At 28.4% G+C, this 20,367-nt stretch carries 27 protein-coding genes; 2 read left to right on the top strand and 25 right to left on the bottom strand.

Features of this window, described 5'->3' with window-relative positions:
• Nucleotides 1-59 precede the first annotated feature (59 nt).
• From ACLR9T_RS03130 to ACLR9T_RS03045, 18 genes are all read right to left on the bottom strand, one after another.
• Nucleotides 60-1,262, bottom strand: a complete 1,203-nt coding sequence (locus ACLR9T_RS03130; protein ID WP_413108074.1) for a class I SAM-dependent rRNA methyltransferase — start codon at nucleotides 1,260-1,262, stop codon at nucleotides 60-62.
• Nucleotides 1,263-1,447: 185 nt separating this feature from the next.
• Nucleotides 1,448-1,831, bottom strand: a complete 384-nt coding sequence (locus tag ACLR9T_RS03125; protein ID WP_413108073.1) for an arsenate reductase ArsC — start codon at nucleotides 1,829-1,831, stop codon at nucleotides 1,448-1,450.
• A 1-nt stretch (nucleotide 1,832) separates the two neighbouring features.
• On the bottom strand, nucleotides 1,833-2,168 hold the full coding sequence (locus ACLR9T_RS03120) for a thioredoxin family protein (protein WP_413108072.1): 336 nt from the start codon (nucleotides 2,166-2,168) through the stop codon (nucleotides 1,833-1,835).
• 142 nt (nucleotides 2,169-2,310) lie between these two features.
• Nucleotides 2,311-2,436: a hypothetical protein gene (locus ACLR9T_RS03115; protein WP_413108071.1), complete on the bottom strand. Its 126-nt coding sequence runs from the start codon at nucleotides 2,434-2,436 to the stop codon at nucleotides 2,311-2,313.
• Between the two features lie 12 nt (nucleotides 2,437-2,448).
• On the bottom strand, nucleotides 2,449-3,453 hold the full coding sequence (locus ACLR9T_RS03110; RefSeq protein ID WP_413108070.1) for a permease: 1,005 nt from the start codon (nucleotides 3,451-3,453) through the stop codon (nucleotides 2,449-2,451).
• 83 nt (nucleotides 3,454-3,536) lie between these two features.
• Nucleotides 3,537-3,815: an ArsR/SmtB family transcription factor gene (locus ACLR9T_RS03105; RefSeq protein WP_413108069.1), complete on the bottom strand. Its 279-nt coding sequence runs from the start codon at nucleotides 3,813-3,815 to the stop codon at nucleotides 3,537-3,539.
• A 269-nt stretch (nucleotides 3,816-4,084) separates the two neighbouring features.
• The gene (locus ACLR9T_RS03100) at nucleotides 4,085-4,513 is read right to left on the bottom strand and encodes a GNAT family N-acetyltransferase (protein WP_413108068.1); all 429 of its coding nucleotides are present in this window, start codon (nucleotides 4,511-4,513) and stop codon (nucleotides 4,085-4,087) included.
• Between the two features lie 331 nt (nucleotides 4,514-4,844).
• The gene (locus tag ACLR9T_RS03095; RefSeq protein ID WP_413108067.1) at nucleotides 4,845-5,303 is read right to left on the bottom strand and encodes a hypothetical protein; all 459 of its coding nucleotides are present in this window, start codon (nucleotides 5,301-5,303) and stop codon (nucleotides 4,845-4,847) included.
• Nucleotides 5,304-5,985: 682 nt separating this feature from the next.
• Nucleotides 5,986-6,234 (bottom strand): hypothetical protein, encoded by a 249-nt coding sequence (locus tag ACLR9T_RS03090; RefSeq protein ID WP_413108066.1) that lies wholly within the window; start codon nucleotides 6,232-6,234, stop codon nucleotides 5,986-5,988.
• A 764-nt stretch (nucleotides 6,235-6,998) separates the two neighbouring features.
• Nucleotides 6,999-7,379 carry a GyrI-like domain-containing protein gene (locus ACLR9T_RS03085; RefSeq protein ID WP_413108065.1) on the bottom strand — a complete coding sequence of 127 codons (381 nt, stop codon included), beginning with the start codon at nucleotides 7,377-7,379 and terminating at the stop codon, nucleotides 6,999-7,001.
• A gap of 92 nt (nucleotides 7,380-7,471) precedes the next feature.
• Entirely contained in the window at nucleotides 7,472-8,371 is a 900-nt protein-coding gene (locus tag ACLR9T_RS03080) for a helix-turn-helix transcriptional regulator (protein ID WP_413108064.1), read from the bottom strand.
• Between the two features lie 367 nt (nucleotides 8,372-8,738).
• Nucleotides 8,739-8,915, bottom strand: coding sequence for a hypothetical protein (locus ACLR9T_RS03075; RefSeq protein WP_413108063.1), 177 nt, complete (start codon nucleotides 8,913-8,915; stop codon nucleotides 8,739-8,741).
• 252 nt (nucleotides 8,916-9,167) lie between these two features.
• Nucleotides 9,168-9,317 (bottom strand): hypothetical protein, encoded by a 150-nt coding sequence (locus ACLR9T_RS03070; RefSeq protein ID WP_413108062.1) that lies wholly within the window; start codon nucleotides 9,315-9,317, stop codon nucleotides 9,168-9,170.
• Between the two features lie 51 nt (nucleotides 9,318-9,368).
• Nucleotides 9,369-9,980 carry a hypothetical protein gene (locus tag ACLR9T_RS03065; protein WP_413108061.1) on the bottom strand — a complete coding sequence of 204 codons (612 nt, stop codon included), beginning with the start codon at nucleotides 9,978-9,980 and terminating at the stop codon, nucleotides 9,369-9,371.
• 146 nt (nucleotides 9,981-10,126) lie between these two features.
• Nucleotides 10,127-10,543: a hypothetical protein gene (locus tag ACLR9T_RS03060; RefSeq protein ID WP_413108060.1), complete on the bottom strand. Its 417-nt coding sequence runs from the start codon at nucleotides 10,541-10,543 to the stop codon at nucleotides 10,127-10,129.
• A gap of 111 nt (nucleotides 10,544-10,654) precedes the next feature.
• Nucleotides 10,655-10,828: a hypothetical protein gene (locus tag ACLR9T_RS03055; RefSeq protein ID WP_413108059.1), complete on the bottom strand. Its 174-nt coding sequence runs from the start codon at nucleotides 10,826-10,828 to the stop codon at nucleotides 10,655-10,657.
• 64 nt (nucleotides 10,829-10,892) lie between these two features.
• Complete coding sequence (locus ACLR9T_RS03050; protein WP_413108058.1) at nucleotides 10,893-11,303, bottom strand: VOC family protein; 411 nt, start codon at nucleotides 11,301-11,303, stop codon at nucleotides 10,893-10,895.
• A gap of 28 nt (nucleotides 11,304-11,331) precedes the next feature.
• Nucleotides 11,332-11,871, bottom strand: a complete 540-nt coding sequence (locus tag ACLR9T_RS03045) for an AAA family ATPase (protein ID WP_413108057.1) — start codon at nucleotides 11,869-11,871, stop codon at nucleotides 11,332-11,334.
• Nucleotides 11,872-12,152: 281 nt separating this feature from the next.
• Here ACLR9T_RS03045 and ACLR9T_RS03040 point away from each other — a divergent pair, with 281 nt between their 5' ends.
• Nucleotides 12,153-12,422: a hypothetical protein gene (locus ACLR9T_RS03040; protein WP_413108056.1), complete on the top strand. Its 270-nt coding sequence runs from the start codon at nucleotides 12,153-12,155 to the stop codon at nucleotides 12,420-12,422.
• An 848-nt stretch (nucleotides 12,423-13,270) separates the two neighbouring features.
• Here the strand turns inward: ACLR9T_RS03040 and tnpA are convergent.
• The 6 genes from tnpA to ACLR9T_RS03010 form a co-directional block, all read right to left on the bottom strand.
• Nucleotides 13,271-13,762, bottom strand: a complete 492-nt coding sequence (gene tnpA / locus ACLR9T_RS03035) for an IS200/IS605 family transposase (RefSeq protein ID WP_413108055.1) — start codon at nucleotides 13,760-13,762, stop codon at nucleotides 13,271-13,273.
• A gap of 514 nt (nucleotides 13,763-14,276) precedes the next feature.
• Nucleotides 14,277-14,486, bottom strand: coding sequence for a helix-turn-helix domain-containing protein (locus tag ACLR9T_RS03030; protein WP_029482249.1), 210 nt, complete (start codon nucleotides 14,484-14,486; stop codon nucleotides 14,277-14,279).
• 49 nt (nucleotides 14,487-14,535) lie between these two features.
• A complete protein-coding gene (locus ACLR9T_RS03025; protein ID WP_029482247.1) occupies nucleotides 14,536-15,699 on the bottom strand; it encodes an AIPR family protein in 1,164 nt (387 codons plus the stop codon).
• A gap of 159 nt (nucleotides 15,700-15,858) precedes the next feature.
• Nucleotides 15,859-16,893 carry a hypothetical protein gene (locus ACLR9T_RS03020; protein WP_413108054.1) on the bottom strand — a complete coding sequence of 345 codons (1,035 nt, stop codon included), beginning with the start codon at nucleotides 16,891-16,893 and terminating at the stop codon, nucleotides 15,859-15,861.
• 14 nt (nucleotides 16,894-16,907) lie between these two features.
• Nucleotides 16,908-18,248: a type II restriction enzyme gene (locus tag ACLR9T_RS03015; protein ID WP_413108053.1), complete on the bottom strand. Its 1,341-nt coding sequence runs from the start codon at nucleotides 18,246-18,248 to the stop codon at nucleotides 16,908-16,910.
• Nucleotides 18,241-19,089 carry a DNA adenine methylase gene (locus tag ACLR9T_RS03010; protein WP_413108052.1) on the bottom strand — a complete coding sequence of 283 codons (849 nt, stop codon included), beginning with the start codon at nucleotides 19,087-19,089 and terminating at the stop codon, nucleotides 18,241-18,243. The genes ACLR9T_RS03015 and ACLR9T_RS03010 overlap by 8 nt, the downstream gene beginning before the upstream one ends.
• Nucleotides 19,090-19,263: 174 nt before the next feature.
• Here ACLR9T_RS03010 and ACLR9T_RS03005 point away from each other — a divergent pair, with 174 nt between their 5' ends.
• Entirely contained in the window at nucleotides 19,264-19,980 is a 717-nt protein-coding gene (locus ACLR9T_RS03005; RefSeq protein WP_413108051.1) for a TRM11 family SAM-dependent methyltransferase, read from the top strand.
• Nucleotides 19,981-20,011: 31 nt separating this feature from the next.
• On the opposite strand, the gene ACLR9T_RS03000 is transcribed toward ACLR9T_RS03005, so the two are convergent.
• Nucleotides 20,012-20,365, bottom strand: a complete 354-nt coding sequence (locus tag ACLR9T_RS03000; protein ID WP_413108050.1) for a TnpV protein — start codon at nucleotides 20,363-20,365, stop codon at nucleotides 20,012-20,014.
• Nucleotides 20,366-20,367 lie beyond the last annotated feature (2 nt).

Raw genomic sequence — 20,367 nt, 5'->3', positions numbered from 1 at the left:
TTATAATATAAAAACACAGTATATCAAAATCATACTGTGTAATAAATCAATATTATTTTTCAGACTATCTGGAATATAAAGAATTTTAAATATGATGTTTCTTCCATTGTCCATAAAATTGGATGGTCATGATTTTGTTGGGTAACAGAAACTTGTTTCAATATAACTCCTGCTTCCTGTGCTGATTCTCTTAACATTTTTTCAAAATTAGCAGTTTCCATAAAACGAGAGCAGCTACATGTAATTAAATAACCACCTTTTTCTAAAAGTTTCATTGCTTTCATATTAATTTTTTTATAACCATTATAGGCATGTTCAATAGTTCTTCTAGATTTTGTAAAAGCTGGAGGGTCTAAGACAATTATATCATATTCACCAACTTTACAAGTATCTAAATATTTAAAAACATCATCTTTAACAAATGAAATCTTATTTTCTAAATTATTTAGCTTAGCATTTTCATACCCCTGGTTTAAAGCCGTTTGTGATACATCTACAGCCACTACCTTTTTTGCTTTTCCATAAGCCGCATTTAAAGCAAATCCACCTGTATGACTAAAACAATCTAAAACTTTTTTTCCATGAGCCATTTTCCTTAATAATACCCGGTTAGCTTTTTGATCTAAAAAGTATCCTGTCTTTTGTCCATTTTCTACATCAACATGTAACCTAATACCATTTTCATTTATTATCGTAGTAGTTGGTAGATTAATATTTTTCCAATATCCCTTTTCTAAAGGTAACCCCTCTTTTAAACGAACATTAATATCATTTCTCTCATATATTCCCTTAACATCTTGATTATCTTCTTTTAGTACCTCAAGTAATAAATTATATATCATATCTTTTATTTTCTCTAAACCATATGAACTAATCTGACATACCAATATATCATTATATCTATCAACGGTTAACCCTGGTAATTTATCAGCTTCACCAAAAATCAATCTACAATTTGTTATATTTTCTTCTTCTAACGTTTTTCTGTACTCATAAGCAAATTGTATTCTTTTTTTAAAGAAATCTTTATCAAAAATTTCATCACTTTTTTTAGATAAAATTCGAACTGTAATATGACTATTTTTTGATATGAACCCTGTTCCCATATAACGGCCCTGAGTAGTTATAATATCTACTAATGATCCATTTTCTATTGATTCATCTAAATCAACAACATTGTTCCTATACATCCACATTTGACCTTTATCTAACCACTTTTCTCCTTCTTGAGAAATAGTAACTTTAGGATTATTTTTATTCATTAATATACCTCACTATAAACCATATTTGTTAATCAATTATTATTATACAGTATTACATCACTTATAAATATATAAAAACAAAATTATTTACATAAATAAAATCAATTTAGTAATATAAAATCGACTATTATAAAAAATACTTTACTTACAAATCACTATCCTTTTTTGTAACAACTAGATAATAACTAATAAGCTAATTTCATTATTTTATCTTCAATTTTTTTAATAACAAACTTGAAATACTCATCATCTTTATCAGAAGGATCTTCTATCATCCAGTTATCATCAAACTCTTTTCCAATATAAGGGCATTTAACATCACAACCCATCGATATAGCAATATCAGCTGTAGGTATATCTTTTACAAGTTTACTATATTGATTCTTTTTCATATCAATTCCATATAATTCTTTAATAATTCTTACTGCCTTTTGATTTATTTGCGGTTTTATTTCTGTACCACAAGAATAAAACTCATATCGATTTGATAAAAATTTTTTGCCCAATGCTTCAGCAATCTGAGATCTACACGAATTATGAACACATACAAATACAATTTTCTTCTTCATTTTAATACCCTATATTTTTTAATAATCCAATCACTTCATCTTTACTTAATACTTTTCCATAAGAAACAACTTTACCATCTACAACAAGCGCAGGAGTTGTCATAACCCCATAGCTAGAAATTTCCACAAAATCTGTAATATGGTCTATACTAGATTCCATTTCTAATTCATTTAAAGCTAGTTTAACATTTTGCTCTAAAGAAGTACACTTAGCACAACCAGAACCTAAAATCCTTATTTTCGAACCTTCTTCTTTCTTTTTTAATACTTTTTTCATACTCTCATTATCACATTTAAAATGACAACAGTTTTTTTCTTTTCTTTTAAACAATTTCATTTACACAACTCTCCTTTTATTAAAAATCAAACTTTGAAGAAATATCCAATAACAATAGATTATCTTTTCTAGTATAACACGCATCCATTTATCTTTAAGATACTTATTTATAGTTACAATAATTTCTTCACTACATTGCAGCTTACCATGTTGTCTTATTTGTAATCCTGAACATCTCCCCAACTGAATCAATTGAATACAATAACCCTTTATCTTTTAATAATTGATTAATCTCCTCTATCACATTTAAGTCTACAACATTTGCCATAACAGTCTCCTTTTATATAAATAGAAATGAAAATATATTAAACATAAATCCTATCAGTATAATTCCACTTGTTACTATTGTTATAAAAATAATCATTAATTTCCTCTTTATTACTTTTGATAACATAATCATTGATGGCAAAGATAAAGTTGTAACCGCCATCATAAATGATAAAACAGTTCCCAATCCTGCTCCTTTTAATAATAAACTTTCTGCTACTGGAATAGTTCCAAATATATCAGCATACATAGGTACGCCTACCACAGTAGCAAGTGGAACTGAATAAAAATTATTCCCCCCCAATATCGACTCAATCCAGTGTTCTGGTATCAAGTTATGAATAATCGCTCCAATAGCAACTCCTATAAATATATAAGCGGATACTTTCTTAACTGTTTCTAGAACCTGCTCTTTAGCATAATTTCTTCTATCCTTTGTTGTTAGGTTAATCGAATCTATCTCAACATTACCTGCCTGTTTAATAAAATCTGCTACCTGATCTTCCATATGAAACTTCTCAATCAGTGTTCCTCCAACAATAGATATAATTAATCCAACTATTACATATGTAACAGCCACCTTCCACCCAAATATACTCATCAATAACACCAGTGATCCTAAATCAACCATTGGTGATGATATTAAAAACGAAAAAGTAACCCCTAGTGGTAACCCGGCACTTGTAAAACCCATAAAAATAGGAATGGATGAACAGCTACAAAATGGTGTTACTGTACCAAGTAATGCTCCAATTATATTTGCCCAAATACCATGGAATCTTCCTAATATCTTTTTTGTTTTTTCTGGTGGGAAATAACTTTGTATATATGAAATAATATAAATTAATACTGCTAATAATATAAAAATTTTAATTGTATCATAAATAAAAAACTGTAACATTCCTCCTAAGCTTGCTTCTACCTTTAAACCTATACTATTCAAAATTATTCCAATCAACTCATTTAACCATATCATTCCAAGAATTTGATTTTGGAAAAATAGCCAAATTTGATTCATAGCATCCTCCTTATATCGATATATTTCGATGTATTAATTTTATTTATTGCCACCAATTCAATGGTGGCATTTTTAAACAACTATTAATCTGCTTTTAACTGTTGTAAATATTCAATCAAAAACTGTATACCATCTTCAGATAAGGAATAATGAGACCACTTCCCATCTTTTCTGACATTTACTATTCCAGCATCAACTAACAGTTTCATATGATGTGATAAAGTCGATTGCCCAACATCTAAGATCTCTAACAATTTACATGCACAGTGTTCACCAGATTTTAAAATATTTAATATTTTTAATCGATTTGGATCACAAAATGCTTTAAAAATCTTAGTTTCTTGATCAAACTGTTTGTTCATCAAATCACCTCACATCTATATTTTTCGATATAACAATAACATACACATTCATAATGGTCAATATATTTTAAGATAATTTACATCAAATAATCTGTTAAAAAATACTTAATCCATTGATGTCACAGTTATAAATATAATCAACATAACTTATATCATCCCCATCAATATTATTAAAATGAATTAAACTCAAACTATTTTAAATTCTCTAAATCTTTGTCTGTTCTTTTTATAATTAAAATTTGATTCAATACATTTCTTCGTTAATATAGTTATAATTTTTTCTCAAATATTTTATGTTCTTTAATAATTTTATAGGCATTATTCAAATAAAATTGATGCGCATCAACACGCTTGAATTGTGATCCAAGTATAATACTAGATAATCCTTTTATCTTGGAAAATTCTTCAGTATAATAAAGTAATTGACTTCCAATTCCTCTACCTTGATACTTTGAACGAACAGCAAGTGTATTAACAATCAAATAGGGATTCTTATGAATACTATATTTAATAACTACTTCGATAATACCGACTACTTTAAGATTATCGACCGCAACAAAAACATAATTACAATTATCCTTACACACAATATTAATCATTTCTTTGATTCTTTTTACAGGATAATTATAATTCATAACTTCTAAATATAAATCATAAATATCTTGTGCATCTTCAGTATTTACTTCTCTAATTATCATAACTAAATCTCCATTAAAATATCTTTCATCTTATTTATAACCGTCTTTAAAATTAATGTTTTACAAATATTAATTTGGATATATTTTTAATAACATCTTTTCCCTATCACTATAGCATTATTTACATCCTCTTCACTAGAATCTGTCCTCACATCAACTTCTTTATAATATTCTCAAGTCATAAATTCTTTTGATTAAAATAATTTTATCACATATCTTTTTTTAATTCATAAATTACTCCCCATATAAATAAATATATTTGGCATAAAAACAAGTTAAAGTTAAAATATATTGTCGCTTAGCAAACTCACTATATTGTAACTTATACTTATTAAATACGTTCAGCATACATATCCACATTAATATGCCATTCTCCATTATTTTTTACTGTGATATTTTGCCAGTGAAAACGATTATCCTCTATCTTAGTAAAAACCCATTTTCTTCTTTCATCATCAATGTATGTAAGAACTATCATATCATCTTGTTTTCTTGCCTCAAGTCGTATTATTTTTCCTGTGTAACCATAAGCCACGTCCCATGCATGTGTATCGGGATTGTAAATACGAATTGATGTTCCATATTCATAATTTGGTAAGATAATAACATCTTGAATTGCCATTCCTTCAAGAACCCATGAAAAATGCCACTCACCTTCAATTTTGCAAGAATTATTGTTATCAATATAGTTAATTTTCCAACTGCCAATAAGTTTTCCAAAATAATTAAATTCTTCGGGTACTGTAATATTTTTCTTTACACTTGTCAGCGCATCATAAAAATCTTGCATATTCTAATTTCTCCTCTACTATAAATAATTTCTAACTCTAAGACTTATGCTTTTAATTTATCATCTTTTAATCATTTGTTTCAATTGAATGATAAATTTGTATATATTGCTATACTACCAACATATGAATTACTGATAACAAATTAAAAATACAAGTATACTATTTTAACATTTTTGATAATACTTATTTTTCAATATAAAGTCATACTTTTAAATATACCATATAAGTTATATGAATCATTTCAGCCAGCAACTTACTTTCGTATTCCTTAATACGGATTCCATAAATATGAACTAGAATTTCTTATAAAATACATAGTTTGTTGCCTTTTTATTAATTAAATAGGCAATCATAAAACCACTTTTAGCCTGTTTGATTTCTATTATACATCCTTGTTTGAATAATTCATAATGTAAAAAATTAGATTTTCTTATTTATCATAAATAACTACTAATTTTATTTCTTTTTTACTGCTATCCATACTTCAACATCTCCACCTTTCCATAATGCTCAATATCTGGTGCTTCAGATTTCATTTTACCAGTAATATAACCTTTATTTAGTAGTTTTTTAGGTAACCATTTTATAATCGCCTGTGCTCCTGTTTTACCAATCGTTTCCTTAGTACATAGAAATACTGCCTAAGTCATTGCTGTAAGGATATACTCACAAGGTCATCAACTAAATCAAATTTCTTGCAACAGCTTTTATATACTCAAATTTTTTAGAGTCTGAGAAATCAGTATTATAGATATTTATTCCTAATAATCCATAAGGATCATAATTTGTTAATGCAAATAATAATTCTTCAAGTTTATTTTTTTGTATATAAGACCAATGTTCTGGAATCGCCCTTTTTCCTTCACCTTTTTGATTAGATAACCTACAACTCGAAAGCTCTCTTTTTTCTATATAAAATGGTACATTCATTTTTTCTCCTCCTAGTTTTTTCTTAGTTGATAATTGGAATTCATATTTGGCTTAAACACTCCTTGCTGTACCACCTATATCATTCTAATTTTAGACATCTGCATGTTGAAATACTTTTGTAACAGATATCAATAGATAAATCCGCTAAAACAAACTTCCTTAATCATTTATGTATAAAATATTTTAAAACTTCATATAAATTTATCAGTTTCTGTAATACTATTACAAATGTCTTTTAAAATGTTCAGCTGTTCTTTATGGTTTTTAATTTCAATCTCCCCCTCTTGTTTCTAAATTATAATTTATTTATAAAGACAATCCCTCTTTATACATACTGTATTGAAAGCTAGATACGATACTAGTCTTAGAAGAATAACTTTATTATCATATAGCAAACTTTTTAAATTATAAAAAATAACTACTTTATAATTTTAGAGATTTTTATAACCAAAAGCAGCATCTATAAAATACAAAAAATAGATTTATATCATTTTTAGTTATCTTCAGATATTCTATATATTATTTCAAAAGAACTTTAAAGTCTATGAAAATGAAATAAAGATATGTGCCAAAAACATCTGTAGTTAAAAAAGCTAATTAAAATATGATATAAAAACAACTCTTTCTACTACATAATTTATACTACTAAGTTAAAAATTATTATTTTAAAAACTGTATCAATTGCTAGTAATTAAATCAAATCTAATATTTATAACCTTACTAAAAAACTCCAATGTCTAATTCAACAATGGAGTTTTTTATATTTACTTAATTGATAGATATATCATAATACTACCATCCTGACCATATTTTTCAAAGTCAGTTTGGTATGTACGTTTCGCTTCAATCTCAGTATTTGACCAGATTTTCTGCCAAGTTTTACCTACATTTTCAATAGAATTCCCATCTACCGGAATCTCTATATACTGACAATTAGCAAGTTCAATAGAGTCAGGTAAATCACATGATTCACTCCCTATTAGCAAATCATAATCTCCTGAATAATTTGACTCATAATTCGAATAGATAGCATATATATCTCCTGATAGTTGTAAGGTTGTGATTTCTTGCCATAAATCCATGACTCCTTCTAGCGTTGTATTATTTGTCCTTATTCTTTTACCTTTAATAATTATTTTTTCCATGATTACTCTCCTTGATTTTATATTTAGATATTTACACACCTGTTCTTATCTTATCATGGAAATGTTGACACCATTATGTCAGTGATTTTAACTTAGTAGATTTTTTGCATCTTTTCGACCCATTGAATATGTTGTTTTTTTACATATTCTGGATAAATTACTTTAACCTCACTTCCAAACATCAGTAGAAATGGAATAATATTATGATTTTTTGAATACTTAAAATTTACAAATACATTATTTTCATCAATCTTCATTTGCTCATCTAAAAAGAAATCATACAGTTTTCCTAATGATCTTTTTGTAAAAGATAATTGGATTTCTATTTCTACATCATTTTTTCTTTCAGAAGACGGGATATCAACATCAAAAAATATTTGCAATACTTCAAGTTTACGAATTCTTGTAATTTTAAACAAGCGAATGTCTTTTCTTAATTCACAATAGGCTTTGAGATACCAACTGCCATTTTGTAATACTAATTCTTGAGGAAGAATGATTCTATTTGAAAAATCTCCATTGGCTGTAATATATGTAACCTTTACTTTTTGATGATTTGTCAGTGCAGAATATAGTTCTTTTAACTTTGCGTTTGTTTGTTTTTCTACAATTGGATTATGTAAAGTAGCAGAAGTCAATGTCATATTGGGAATTTTAACAGGTATATCATGAATTACTTTTAATTTACTATGAATATTAGATGTTGACTCTTGGAATGGTAATAACTGTTCTTGTACTTGCAAAGCGTTCATTATTTTTTGTTTTTCATAATCACTAAACGTAAATGAGTGTATTTTAAAAGTATCAAGTAGTCCAAAACCCCCATTAATCCCAGGATATGAGATAATTGGAAATCCCGCATATTCTAATGTTTCAATATCACGGTATATTGTCCTTTTTGATACTTCAAAGTTTTTAGCTAATGTGTTTGCAGAAATAATTTGTTTGTCTAACAATAGTATGATAATAGATAATAATCTTTCAATTTTCATATATGCTTTGCCTTCCTTTTATTCTATAGGTATTGTATACATATCTATAAATTCAAACTCTGCACTTTTAATCCATTCATAAAGTCTATTCATGTGTTATTATGAGTATCATTATTTACTATAAGCATAAAATATTTAGCCTTGTTTAATTGATTTGCTAGAGTTGATATATTAATTTTCTAGTTATTTTTATTAGCAGATTTATAAAGCAAAATTATAATTCCTCAACAAAATGATTATCGGATCATTCCAATATTTTTTTATACAAAATCAGTATTACTATCAAAGTTAAGCTGATACATTCAAAATATGACAAAAAAATCTTTTGGCTGCCATTGCTCTTCATAGGAATAACAATATTTCATACCTATTTTTTCATAACACTCACACTTCTCAAATTATTTTTGTCATGCGTTGCTATAATATATGACATTCCATCTTTCTTTACTTTATCCACATCAGCTTTCCTTGCTTCTGACCTTGTAAATCCTCGGTGTTTATAAATCTTATATTTACAAGCACTTTCTGTATAAAGATAATTCATTTTTCCCACTTCAAACACAGACAGTAAAGTTGTACCAGCTCCTTTAATTTTACATCCTAAGTCAATAGCAAAAAAACTATTTCTCCATCAGTTTTTTGCTTTTCACAAAATGACGAAAGCATTTCTTTATTTGCTGTATCTATTCTCCAACACCTTTTCCTGCGACGAGATGTTGAAGCCAATCAAATATCTTCACACAAACTGCTTTTGATAAGCTGTAATAGCATTTCGGTCCATTCTTCATTTCAGCCATCAAAACGCCCACAAAATATCATTAACATAAGCACCATAAACTTTTGTTGCACGATTCAATTCCATATACCAATCTAAATGCATTCCTTGAATTGCAAATTTTTGTACTTTTTTATAATCATTTTTACGAATTTCTTTTATTTCAATCAAACAGCTTAACCTCACAAATTCAAATTTTCAAGTTTAATAAACAAGAATTCATTAATTTTCTTTTATCATACAATACTCCGTAAGAGGAACACAATCATTTGTATGAATCTCAACTAATTTAAAACCAAAATATTCATAAAGAGATACATTACTTTCTGTGAAGGTTTCTAAGACAACACATATGTCGTTCTTTTGACACTCCTCAAGGATTGGAGTAATTACCTTTCGAAATAAACCACTACCCTTTTTTTCTTTTGATATAGCAATCTGTGTAATATAATAACAGTCTTTGCAATATCTTTTAAACCATTTTCTATTATGAAGCTTATTTTGAAGTTTCATTTTCTCTTTTAAAATAACTAAATCACTTTTAGACAGTTCACTCAAATAGAGTTGTGTTTTAAGTGAATTTAATAATATGTTGAGAAATGTAAATTTAGTAGATTTAATAGCTACAATAACAGCATGAAGCCCACCAGCATCTTCAATCAATATATCTCCTTTATCAAAATATAGATTTAATTCTGAAATTGTAACTTTTTTCATGACTGATTTTGCATTTTCAAAATCTTTATACAAAAACATAAATTGCTCTAATCCTTCAAAGCGTTCAACTATAAAAGTAGCTATTTCTTCTAATTCTTCTTTTCTGGCTCTTCTCATGAAAGTCTCTCTTTTCCTAATATAATCAACTTCTTTTTCAAATATCACTTGATAGTAGTTAGCCCATATACTCCGCTTTTTTCAGATTCTTTGACAATGATATCTTTACATGCTTCAAACGTTTCTCCTTTATGAGCAATTTTTCTTTAATATCTAATACATAAAAAATCATTTGTAGTGACGTTGTTACTCTCAAATCTACTTTTACAACTAAACAATCCTATAGCAACATAATCATAAACATCATATAAATAACTATTTAGATTCTTATAGCTTAAGTTACCTGCAAATTTATTCATATCAGATATTGCCTTTTTATATTCATGATATAGCTTTGATAATAACTTCTTTTTACTATAGAATTTAAAATTAGCCATAAGATTTAATTCATGATACTCTTCATGTATTTGATTTCTAAGCAGCTTTGCTTCTTTGTAAGCAATTCCTTTGTCTTTACTATTGGCAAATTCTAATAATCGATTACCTTCTTGATAATAGTAATATAAACTATCAAAAATTTCTTGTAATGAAGGATAATTCCTTCTATTAAATAATGCCTCCATTTCTCTTTCTTTACTTTATTTTATACATAATATTCTCGAATATCATAGTTACTTTAGGATCAATAACCCTCATATTGTGCTTTAAAACTTAGATATCTTCAATCACTTATTTTATAGCATACTTCCTTTTAATCCTTTTTTAAAAACTAAGACTGCTCTTTGCGTTCCTAAAAAAGACATAGTAATCAGTCGATAACCTCTCTTTTCCATTTCGGCTATTTTCTCATCTATTTTATTCGTCACATTTCCTACTGAAATATCTTCTACTAATTCCGTTTTATACATTCTTATCACCCCCATAAATTATAATTTTCTTTTCAGATAAACTGGAATTTGTAGAGTTTCTAGCCTATGTTTCACTTGTACTTCCAATTTCAAGCAAATTCCCCTCTGGATCAGCTACGTAAAAATTGCGGATACCGAAAGTATAAGTGATAGGTTCTCCTATAGGAAACTGCACACCCAACTTTGACAGACGCTCATATTCCAAATCTACCTCAGCAAAATTGGATAGCCAAAGGGCGATTTCAAATGTCTGATTGATACCCTTTGGAAATATATAGTCTTCTCTTATTGTCTTTACAAATTCTTTCCTGCTATACATAAATAAGGACAGTTCTCCACTTGCGGTTTCAAAATCCGCAAAAGGTCCACCACTCCATTGAGTTTGAAAACCTAGTATATCTCTATAAAATTGAACCATATTTTCCATGTCATTGACCAGCAGGCTCACACCGACACGTACATCTTTTCCGTTCATTATCAATACCTTCTCGACAAATTCCGATTTATATATAACTTTGAATAATTTGGAAGTTTTCCTCTAATGGCAAACTTCCATCTAATAAAATACACTTACAACCTAATTTTTTTTGCCATTCATCATGCTTTGCTTTACTTCTCATATCTATACCGCCATTATCATATGCCGTCGCCCAGTTTAAAAATTTTTGATGATTTTCATACATATCTCCGCCTATATCAATTCTGTTTCCAAAATGTACTTGTTCTCGCCTCACTAATCTTTCAATTCTTATGTTCGTATCAGTTTCTACTCGAATAGCTAATGAAAATAAGGGAATTAACTCATCTCCCCAATCAACAAGGGAACCTGCTATAACAATTTTTTCATGTTCATTTATATCTTTTCTCATCATAGATAATCTTTCTGAAACATCTCTTTTTTTCGTATAAGGTGGATTGGTTTCTTGCCAAAAGTAATCATCAGTATCCATAAAATAGTAATTCCATTTAACAGATATATATTTGCCAATAGTTGAGGTTCCAGAACCAGATGCTCCATATATATGAATCACTCTCTTGCTCATTATACCTCCTCCTCAAATTATAATTTCGTACTATATAGATGTAGATGTTAGTTATATTCATCTACACTTACTTATATAATAAGGGATATAGTGGTTTGACGCAATTCTAATTGGAATATTTCATATACTTCCGTCTATAAACAGTCACCCAGTCCCTTATTATCTCTATTCGATTAAGCAGGTTGTGACTTTTATATTACATAGAAGCTTACGTGTCACCAACGAAAATGAGTTGTAGTAAGTGGGATCCACTATAATCTACACTTAAGGAGGTGTTTTTTATGATTAGTATTGGTGTTGATGTAGCTAAAGAAAAGTGTACCATTTGTGCTATAAAGTCTTATAGTGAAATCCTTCTTTCTCCTAAAAAATACAAGCACTCAATCGATGATTTGAATTGCTATAATGGCAAAGATAAGCTATGTGACTTCATTTTTGACTATTGGCGTTGTGATAATACTACAAAGAGTTCCGAGAAAGTATTCATTAAGAAGTATCTTAACTGGTTAAAGAAAAAAGGATACCGTCAAAATGAAAATGAAGCCCGCTAGCTCTATTTCATATCTCAAACAAGTATCCCCACATTACCATCTCACTTAACATCAACAAAAATGCTTGTCCAAGAGGCAGTAATAGTTTTAAGAGAAATTGATTCTTCTCTCTTTATCATTTTAAACCAAATGAGAGATTTAGCCAAGACCATGCCTGAATACAGCATGGTTCTTTCGATGGGTGGTGTGGGAGAAACTCTAGCTCCAAGACTTATTGCAGAAATCAAAGATCCTCGATGGTAGCATATGCTGATATAGATGCGCCACCCTATCAAACTGGTCAATTCACAGGCACTAAACGTCATATATCAAAACGTAGTTCTTCAACATTAAGAAAAATAGGATATGAATTATTGGATTCTATAAACAAGCACCAAAGTTTTTTGACTGATGACACTGTATGCCAATTTTTTTAAAGAAACGTGCAGAAGGAAAGCCGTATAGAGTATCCATGATAGCTGCCTATAATAAATTTCTAAGGATATATCATTCACGCGTATCAAAAATATTAAGTGAATCAAAACAAGGCGATACATAAAACATTAAAACATATAATACTCATATTTTTATGGTCTTTTCGTTATGCCTTAGAAAACTGATTGATTATTTCAAAAAAATACTTGATCTTTATTAGCTGGTTTATAAAATTCTTTCTATCGTTATTTTATCATAGAAAATTTATACCAACAATTAAATCTATTCTTCAAATTATTTATCAAAATCATAACCACGCCTAAAAGACGTGGTATGCACTCACCCTGTAAGGGCATGCTGTTGCGCTAGTCATTCGACCACTGAACGCCTTGACAACCGCAACGTCATTTACTCACTGACCCTCAAAGGGTCTTTTACTTTTTTTTCTTTTTCTTGTACCCTTCCACTGGTTCTCCTGTGAACGGGTCAATAAATTCTTCCATACTCATTTGATCACTCAACTTATCTTCCGCTAACTGATTTTGAATATATTCTCTCACTGTCTTCTCGTTCTTTCCTACTGTATCTACAAAATAGCCTCTTGCCCAAAATTTTCGATTTCCATATTTATATTTCATACTTGCATGACGATCAAATATCATAAGCGTTGACTTGCTTTTCAGGTATCCCATGAACTCCGCCACAGAATACTTTGGTGGTATTTCTAATAGAAGGTGAATATGATCAGGACATAACTCTCCTTCTATCAGCTCTACTCCCGGTTTTCTTTCAATTAAGGTCTTTATAATTAATCTTATATCATGTCTTAATTTATTGTATATTACCATCCTTCTAAATTTTGGTACTATTACAATATGATATTTACATCTATATGATGTATGTGATAAACTTTTTGTGTCTTTCATAGACTAACCTCCTCGTTATTTTATTTGCAGCTGCCAGGCTACAATTATTATATCACGAGGAGGTTTTTTACCCAGACGCTAAAGCTTTATTGTTACCACGCGCATAGCACGTGGTTTTTGTTTCACAATAAAAAGCAGATATCATCAAAGAAATCTGCTTACTTTTCACGTAATTTTTACGGAAATTCACGAAAAAAATTCATTTTCACGGCAAAATCAATGATTTTTATATGCGACTCTATACTGGTTGTATACGGCTAAAAGCATTGATTAAATCGTACTTTTTCGGTTGTATGCGTATTGTACATAGGTTGTATGAGGTTCTACTTATTATTCATATGAGATTGAAAAAGTATCGTTATCTAGGAAAATAAGCAGTTCAATAATATCCCTTAAATACTTAATATTTTCATTTGTGTATCCTTATTGTATACCATTTAAAAGAAAATTGACAGCTTTTTGACAGTTATTCCAATATATTTTACTATTCATATTTGTTCATTTTCAATACTTACTATTTAAAATCAATAAGTTCTCTAATATCATTTACTTTCAAGGCTTCCGCTATTTTTGACAAATGTTCAAAATTTATAACTGTTCTTGTACCTCGTACTATATCACTAATTGTTGATTCTCGAATGCCTGATAGTTGTGCCAAAGTCTTTTGTGTCATTCCTTTTTCATCAATCAAATCCTTTACCTTTAATTTAATTTCATATGTCAAGAATATCCCTCCATTCAATTAATTATTCTCTTTACTTATTGATACAAAATTAATTGCTTTTATTTAAAAGCACTGTCATATATGCTAAATCCCACACATTTTGATCTTTTCCTACTGCATTTGGATTATCTCCAATTGAAGAAGCAAAACTCATCACCTTGCTAGCTAATTCTGTTTTACATTTGTCCCAGATTTTTAGAGGATTTACCCCTGAATTCCACTCATATTTTCCTGTACTTTCGTTAAATTTAACTAACGATCTAAATGCAGCAACTACTGGATACATTATTCCATCTGGAATCTTGTATTGTAACTCATGTAATCCAAATTTACTTTTTGCAATTACATTTCCATCTTTGAATCCAGAATATTTCTTTCTACCATATTTTCCTCCAGCTTCATTATATGCCTTTGCAAACTCTTGTTCAATTCCATCGTATAAATCAAAAATATCTGGAATGATATTTACATATTTTCTATATGATTCTACATCAGATAAATAGATACTTAACATTTTTGCTTTTGACGAATAGGCTTGAATCGGATGATTGCTACCAGTAAATTTATCAACATTAAACATATTTATAATAGCGACTACCTCTCGTGCATCAATCATTTTTTCATTTCGTCCTGTTTCCTCATCAACTGAACTTTGATTTTGTCTAAATGCAATTCTTCTATAAAAAGGCATGCCTTCTAAAGCTTCTTTTATAGGATCAAATTTTTGAGCTAATTCTGCCATTGATTTTTCATCTACTTGAACAGACGTATTTCTTGCTTCAGCAAGATTTTCAATTATATCTTCTACCCCTGTCATTATCTCGAATTGAACATATTGGTCTAGATTTTCACCTTTGTGATCACATACAATTTTATAAGTATGTCCTCCATCTATATTCCCATGATATTGTGTATTCTCAAAATAAATAGTAACCTTTCCGGTTTTATTATTATAATTCACTTTTTGTGCAGATACAACAATACCTCTATTTTTCAAATGAAAATATCCATCGTTGCTTGTCAAAGAGTCAGTAATCGCTTTTGCTACATTTGATGTCAATTTCTGATCTCTTGGATTTGTTGTCATTGGAATTCCTTCAGCTACATCATCAACCTTTACATAAAACACGTATTTTCTTGATTTTCCATTTTCAAATGGATCGTCCAACTTTCTAAACGAACTATCTTTTACCACCATTGTTTTTTCTAACATATTTACCTCTTTTCTGTCTAGTTAACACCATAATATTAACAGACTTATATATAATTCGATATTCCGGATATCGCATTATCACAATAACGATATTTCGTTATATTGTCAATAAATTAATAAAAAAATTACTCTCTTAATAGAAAATAATTTTTTAAATCATCATTTTACATTATCAATATTCAACTCTTTTTCCATGTTTTTGGTAAATTGAGATAATGTATTAAAAACTATATTGAATAAATATTTATCATCAATAAATGCGTATTCTCCATCACAAAAATGATATATATTAAAAAAACTACAATATTTTTCATCCACAATTCCCTTATTATGTAAATGAATATTTCTACGTTCGATCATTTCCATTAACACTGGATATTCAACACCTGTAAATAGAGAAGGTCTATATTTTTTTAATTTATTTATTAATTCGCTCAAGTATCTACCTGCAAGTTGCTTATGTATCATCTCGTTTTTTAGATTTTCTATATCTTCAAAATCTACTACTTCGTCTAAAGTAAATTTAATTTTTTCGTTATTTTTCACCTCTAAAAATAGGCTTAATTCTTTTGGATAAGCACAAAAGAATTCTTCTATATATTCAAATACATAAGCATCAAAAATCGAAAAAATATTTATAAAAGATTGTCTAAATATATTTGATAATGATGAATTATCTACAAGTTTAATACTAGTTTTAAATGAATTGATCATTTCATCTCGCTCTTTCAATTCATAATTTTTTCTATAATCTTTAATAATGTATGCAGAATCAATCATTTCTTCTATCTGCTGTTCTGTAAAATCATAGTAACAATAATCTTCATCATTTTCTTTGTTTATTTTATCTAATTCTTGTTTTAACTCAGCAACTCCTAATTCTCCTCCGTCTTCCAAGGTTTCAATGCAATATTCAATCACTTCACCTATAGGTTCTCTAACATCAACATTTCTAGCGATAGCAGGTAACTCTTTCTCTGCAACATAAGATTTAGAATTTCGACTTAATAACTCATCACAAGTTGAAAGAATCAACTTCATATAATTTGAATTATTATTATAAAGCTCATCTTTAATTTCAACATTAAGATATCTTCTTACTTTGTTTAATTCTTGTTCAAATTGAAATTCAATATAATGAACTATTGATGTTTGAGAAATTAATTCAGATTGAAAATTATTCAAAAAGCTCACTAAATTACCTCCTTTTATGATAATCTAATTAAATTGAAAATCCACTTCAACCAACATCTTACAGATTGTGACCTTCTAGCAATCTGTCCTTCGTTGCAAACATTTAATTCTCTCATTCTTTCTTGAATATCCTTGTTTTCAGGTAATTCACCAAAATTCGCAATAATCTCATCAAAGAAATCAGCAAATACCTGATGTTCTAAAATTAAAGAAACTAACTTTAATTGCCTTTCTTTATATTGCATTTTATAAATTTTTTTACCTAAAGATGTTAAAACTGATTTCACTTCATTTTCTTCAGTACGAATCTTTTCAAATAATCCTAAATACTTTCCTGCATTGTAATAATATTGAGATTGTCTGAAAACTGGTTTTCCGTTACTTAAATTAGAACCAAAATGCATTAACTCTGCTATTTCTTCATCATTCATTGGATTATCATTCATATTCTCTAATAAAGAAATTATTCTATCAAATGAATCCGCTTGAACAAATGGAGGTAAACTCTTATCTTCTTGATTATCATCAAACTTTATTGGTGTAGCATTTCTAACTTCAATTAGTTCTTCTAATGTAATTTCTGTATCTTGAAGAGAATAGTTTTTATTCTTAATCAATTTAATTGATGAATAATCGTTTATATCAGTAAATTCATATTCAAATAAACGATAAATTTTATTTGAATATATTGAGAAAACAAGTCTAATCGGTTTGTTAACTTTAGTTTTCCATAATCTATATGGATAATAAAGTTGTCTAACGTGAAAATCAGGATGAACTACATTTTTGGCTTCCATAATTACTATTGACTCTGAATTTTCAAATCCACCATCTATTTCACATTGAGCGTTATTGACTAGAATATGTTGTTTCGATCCTCTCACAGTATTAACATTGAAATTAAATGTACCTGTACCCATACGTCCATTAAATGTACCAACATTCTCATCAGTACCCAAAAAGTCATCTAATATTTTTGATAATATTAATACATTAATCGCATTAGCTTCAGATGTAATATTGTTAATATCTATACTTTCATATTCTGGTAATTCCACTGCAGTCATTTTTGTTACATGTTCTTCTAGTTCAGGAATATCTTGGTACAAAAGAAAATCTCCTAATACATAAGAACGTCTACTGTTAGGCAAGATATTGATTTTATTGCGTTTCAAAGCAGAAGGCAATTGTTCTGAACTATCCCATTTTGACATTAATCTCGGCTCTTTAAATTCTTTTATTTGTGAAGCCTCAATATGAAATATCCCATCTTCTTCTATTTTCTTTACAATGTCATATTTTTCTAATAACTTTTCCCAAGCTTCATCTACTGATAAATCCTTATTCTTACTCATAATTGTATATCAACACCTCATTTATTTCTCCTCTAGAATTCCCTTTACTATTAATAGCTCTTTTCGCTTTAATAGTTTTTATTCTATAACTACTATATAACTCTCGTATGAATTCACAATCAGAATTTGATTGTAAGAATTTTATACCTTTTTTATCTAATTTATCGCATAATTCTTTTAATTCTCTTTGTTTGTCTTCATTAAAACCATTTTCAGTATAACCTGTAAATGAAGATGAACTAGATATTGGCATGTATGGTGGATCTAAATAAACAAATGCACCTCTTCTCAATCCTTTTAATGCTTCTTTAAAATCTTCATTTTTAATGACAATATTATTTTCATTGAAATACTTTGACATCGCTCTAATGACCGTTTCATTCACTATATTTGGATTTTTGTACTTCCCATATGGAGAATTAAACTGTCCAGCAGAATTCACTCTATACAAGCCATTATAACAAGTTTTATTCAAATAAATAACTCTTGCTGCTTTTTGTACTGCTGTCATTTGAGAAAAAAGTTCTGGTTTTCTATCATATTCTCTAACTGCATAAAAGTGTTCTGATGTATTATTATCTTTGTGAAATTGTAATTCTTTGATTAGTTCTTCAGGGTAATCCCTGATAACTGTATAAACATTAATTAACTCACTATTAAAATCATTTATTATCGCTTTCTTGGGTTGTAATTCAAATAATACAGCCCCTCCTCCAATAAACGGTTCAACATAAGTTGAACAATTTTTAGGTATCATAGGAATTATATCATTCAATAGCTGTCTTTTGCCACCGACCCATTTTAAAACTGGACTTAATACTAAATTTTTCTGATTTGCCATTAAAAACACTCCTTCCTATATCATGGCTATTTTATCATATTCTCAGGTAAAACTAAATAAAAACGAATTTTTTCAGGGAAAAATAAACTCAACTAAAGAAAATTAAATCTTTTTGTATTTTTTTAAAGGAAATTTACATTTTTCTACGTATATATATAGTAGGAGGGGTTTTATATGAAAACATACGAATTACAAAATACTACTATATGGAGTTTTCCTGATCGAGGAAATTGGGCTACACACAAAGGTGATTATAGAGGAAATTGGTCTCCTCATATTCCTAAAAATTTAATTCTTAAATATACCAAACAAAATGACCTTATACTAGATTGTTTTGCAGGTTCAGGAACAACACTTATTGAAGCAAAATTATTAAATAGAAATGCTATTGGAATAGATATTAACAATGATGCTCTCAATATTTCTAAAAAACGATTACATTTTGATTGTCATAATTCTTCTAAAATCGAATTATATCAATGTGATGCTAAAAAAATGACTATGCTCAAAGATAATTCAATAGACTTCATCTGTACTCATCCACCTTATGCAAATATAATCAAATATAGTAAAAATCTTGAGAACGATTTATCATTACTAGATTATAAAGATTTTTTATTACATATGGATAAAGTGAGTAAAGAATTATATCGTGTTTTAAAACAAGGTCATAATTGTTCTTTTATGATTGGCGATATTAGAAAAAATGGGAATGTTATACCTTTAGGTTTTAATACAATGCAAGTTTTCTTAAATAATGGCTTCACTTTAAAAGAGATTATAATCAAGGAACAACATAATTGTAGTTCAACAAAATACTGGCAAAACAAAATACAAAATCTTTATTTTTATCTCTTAGCTCATGAATATATTTTTGTTTTATCTAAATAAACTACTCCCCACGTTTCATGGGGAGTAATTTTTACTTCATAATAAGAGCATCATACACAATTTGTTCAATTATTCTTTTTATCAAATTCATCTGTCTAACCCATTCCATTTGATTCGTTTGTTTTAATTCTTCAGTAATTCCCCATTTTTCTTTATACTCTTCAACAAGTCTATCGTGCATTTCATACGCTTGTTTATCCATCTCAATTAAATGATCATATAATTCATTATTCATCAAGAGAGCATTGTAATGCGCTCTCTCATGTTCTTTTAAATAATTTAATCTCATTCTTCCATATTTACCTAATGATATATTTCTTCTAGGTTTTACTTTAAGGTTAGGGATATAATAATCCCCAACCTTGCTATATTCAATTTTACTCATAA

It is taken from the genome of Thomasclavelia sp., assembly GCF_047249845.1.
Lineage (GTDB): Bacteria > Bacillota_I > Bacilli_A > Erysipelotrichales > Coprobacillaceae > Thomasclavelia.
The sequence above is the reverse complement of the archived record's forward strand: the minus strand, read 5'-3'. Positions and strand labels throughout refer to the sequence as shown.

Coding starts and splice junctions, on each gene's coding strand:
- ACLR9T_RS03130 (WP_413108074.1), bottom strand. CDS start 1,262: ATGAATAAAAATAATCCTAAAGTTACTATTTCTCAAGAAGGAGAAAAG.
- ACLR9T_RS03125 (WP_413108073.1), bottom strand. CDS start 1,831: ATGAAGAAGAAAATTGTATTTGTATGTGTTCATAATTCGTGTAGATCT.
- ACLR9T_RS03120 (WP_413108072.1), bottom strand. CDS start 2,168: ATGAAATTGTTTAAAAGAAAAGAAAAAAACTGTTGTCATTTTAAATGT.
- ACLR9T_RS03115 (WP_413108071.1), bottom strand. CDS start 2,436: ATGGCAAATGTTGTAGACTTAAATGTGATAGAGGAGATTAATCAATTA.
- ACLR9T_RS03110 (WP_413108070.1), bottom strand. CDS start 3,453: ATGAATCAAATTTGGCTATTTTTCCAAAATCAAATTCTTGGAATGATA.
- ACLR9T_RS03105 (WP_413108069.1), bottom strand. CDS start 3,815: ATGAACAAACAGTTTGATCAAGAAACTAAGATTTTTAAAGCATTTTGT.
- ACLR9T_RS03100 (WP_413108068.1), bottom strand. CDS start 4,513: ATGATAATTAGAGAAGTAAATACTGAAGATGCACAAGATATTTATGAT.
- ACLR9T_RS03095 (WP_413108067.1), bottom strand. CDS start 5,303: ATGCAAGATTTTTATGATGCGCTGACAAGTGTAAAGAAAAATATTACA.
- ACLR9T_RS03090 (WP_413108066.1), bottom strand. CDS start 6,234: ATGAATGTACCATTTTATATAGAAAAAAGAGAGCTTTCGAGTTGTAGG.
- ACLR9T_RS03085 (WP_413108065.1), bottom strand. CDS start 7,379: ATGGAAAAAATAATTATTAAAGGTAAAAGAATAAGGACAAATAATACA.
- ACLR9T_RS03080 (WP_413108064.1), bottom strand. CDS start 8,371: ATGAAAATTGAAAGATTATTATCTATTATCATACTATTGTTAGACAAA.
- ACLR9T_RS03075 (WP_413108063.1), bottom strand. CDS start 8,915: ATGAATTATCTTTATACAGAAAGTGCTTGTAAATATAAGATTTATAAA.
- ACLR9T_RS03065 (WP_413108061.1), bottom strand. CDS start 9,980: ATGAGAAGAGCCAGAAAAGAAGAATTAGAAGAAATAGCTACTTTTATA.
- ACLR9T_RS03060 (WP_413108060.1), bottom strand. CDS start 10,543: ATGGAGGCATTATTTAATAGAAGGAATTATCCTTCATTACAAGAAATT.
- ACLR9T_RS03055 (WP_413108059.1), bottom strand. CDS start 10,828: ATGTATAAAACGGAATTAGTAGAAGATATTTCAGTAGGAAATGTGACG.
- ACLR9T_RS03050 (WP_413108058.1), bottom strand. CDS start 11,303: ATGAACGGAAAAGATGTACGTGTCGGTGTGAGCCTGCTGGTCAATGAC.
- ACLR9T_RS03045 (WP_413108057.1), bottom strand. CDS start 11,871: ATGAGCAAGAGAGTGATTCATATATATGGAGCATCTGGTTCTGGAACC.
- ACLR9T_RS03040 (WP_413108056.1), top strand. CDS start 12,153: ATGATTAGTATTGGTGTTGATGTAGCTAAAGAAAAGTGTACCATTTGT.
- tnpA (WP_413108055.1), bottom strand. CDS start 13,762: ATGAAAGACACAAAAAGTTTATCACATACATCATATAGATGTAAATAT.
- ACLR9T_RS03025 (WP_029482247.1), bottom strand. CDS start 15,699: ATGTTAGAAAAAACAATGGTGGTAAAAGATAGTTCGTTTAGAAAGTTG.
- ACLR9T_RS03015 (WP_413108053.1), bottom strand. CDS start 18,248: ATGAGTAAGAATAAGGATTTATCAGTAGATGAAGCTTGGGAAAAGTTA.
- ACLR9T_RS03010 (WP_413108052.1), bottom strand. CDS start 19,089: ATGGCAAATCAGAAAAATTTAGTATTAAGTCCAGTTTTAAAATGGGTC.
- ACLR9T_RS03005 (WP_413108051.1), top strand. CDS start 19,264: ATGAAAACATACGAATTACAAAATACTACTATATGGAGTTTTCCTGAT.
- ACLR9T_RS03000 (WP_413108050.1), bottom strand. CDS start 20,365: ATGAGTAAAATTGAATATAGCAAGGTTGGGGATTATTATATCCCTAAC.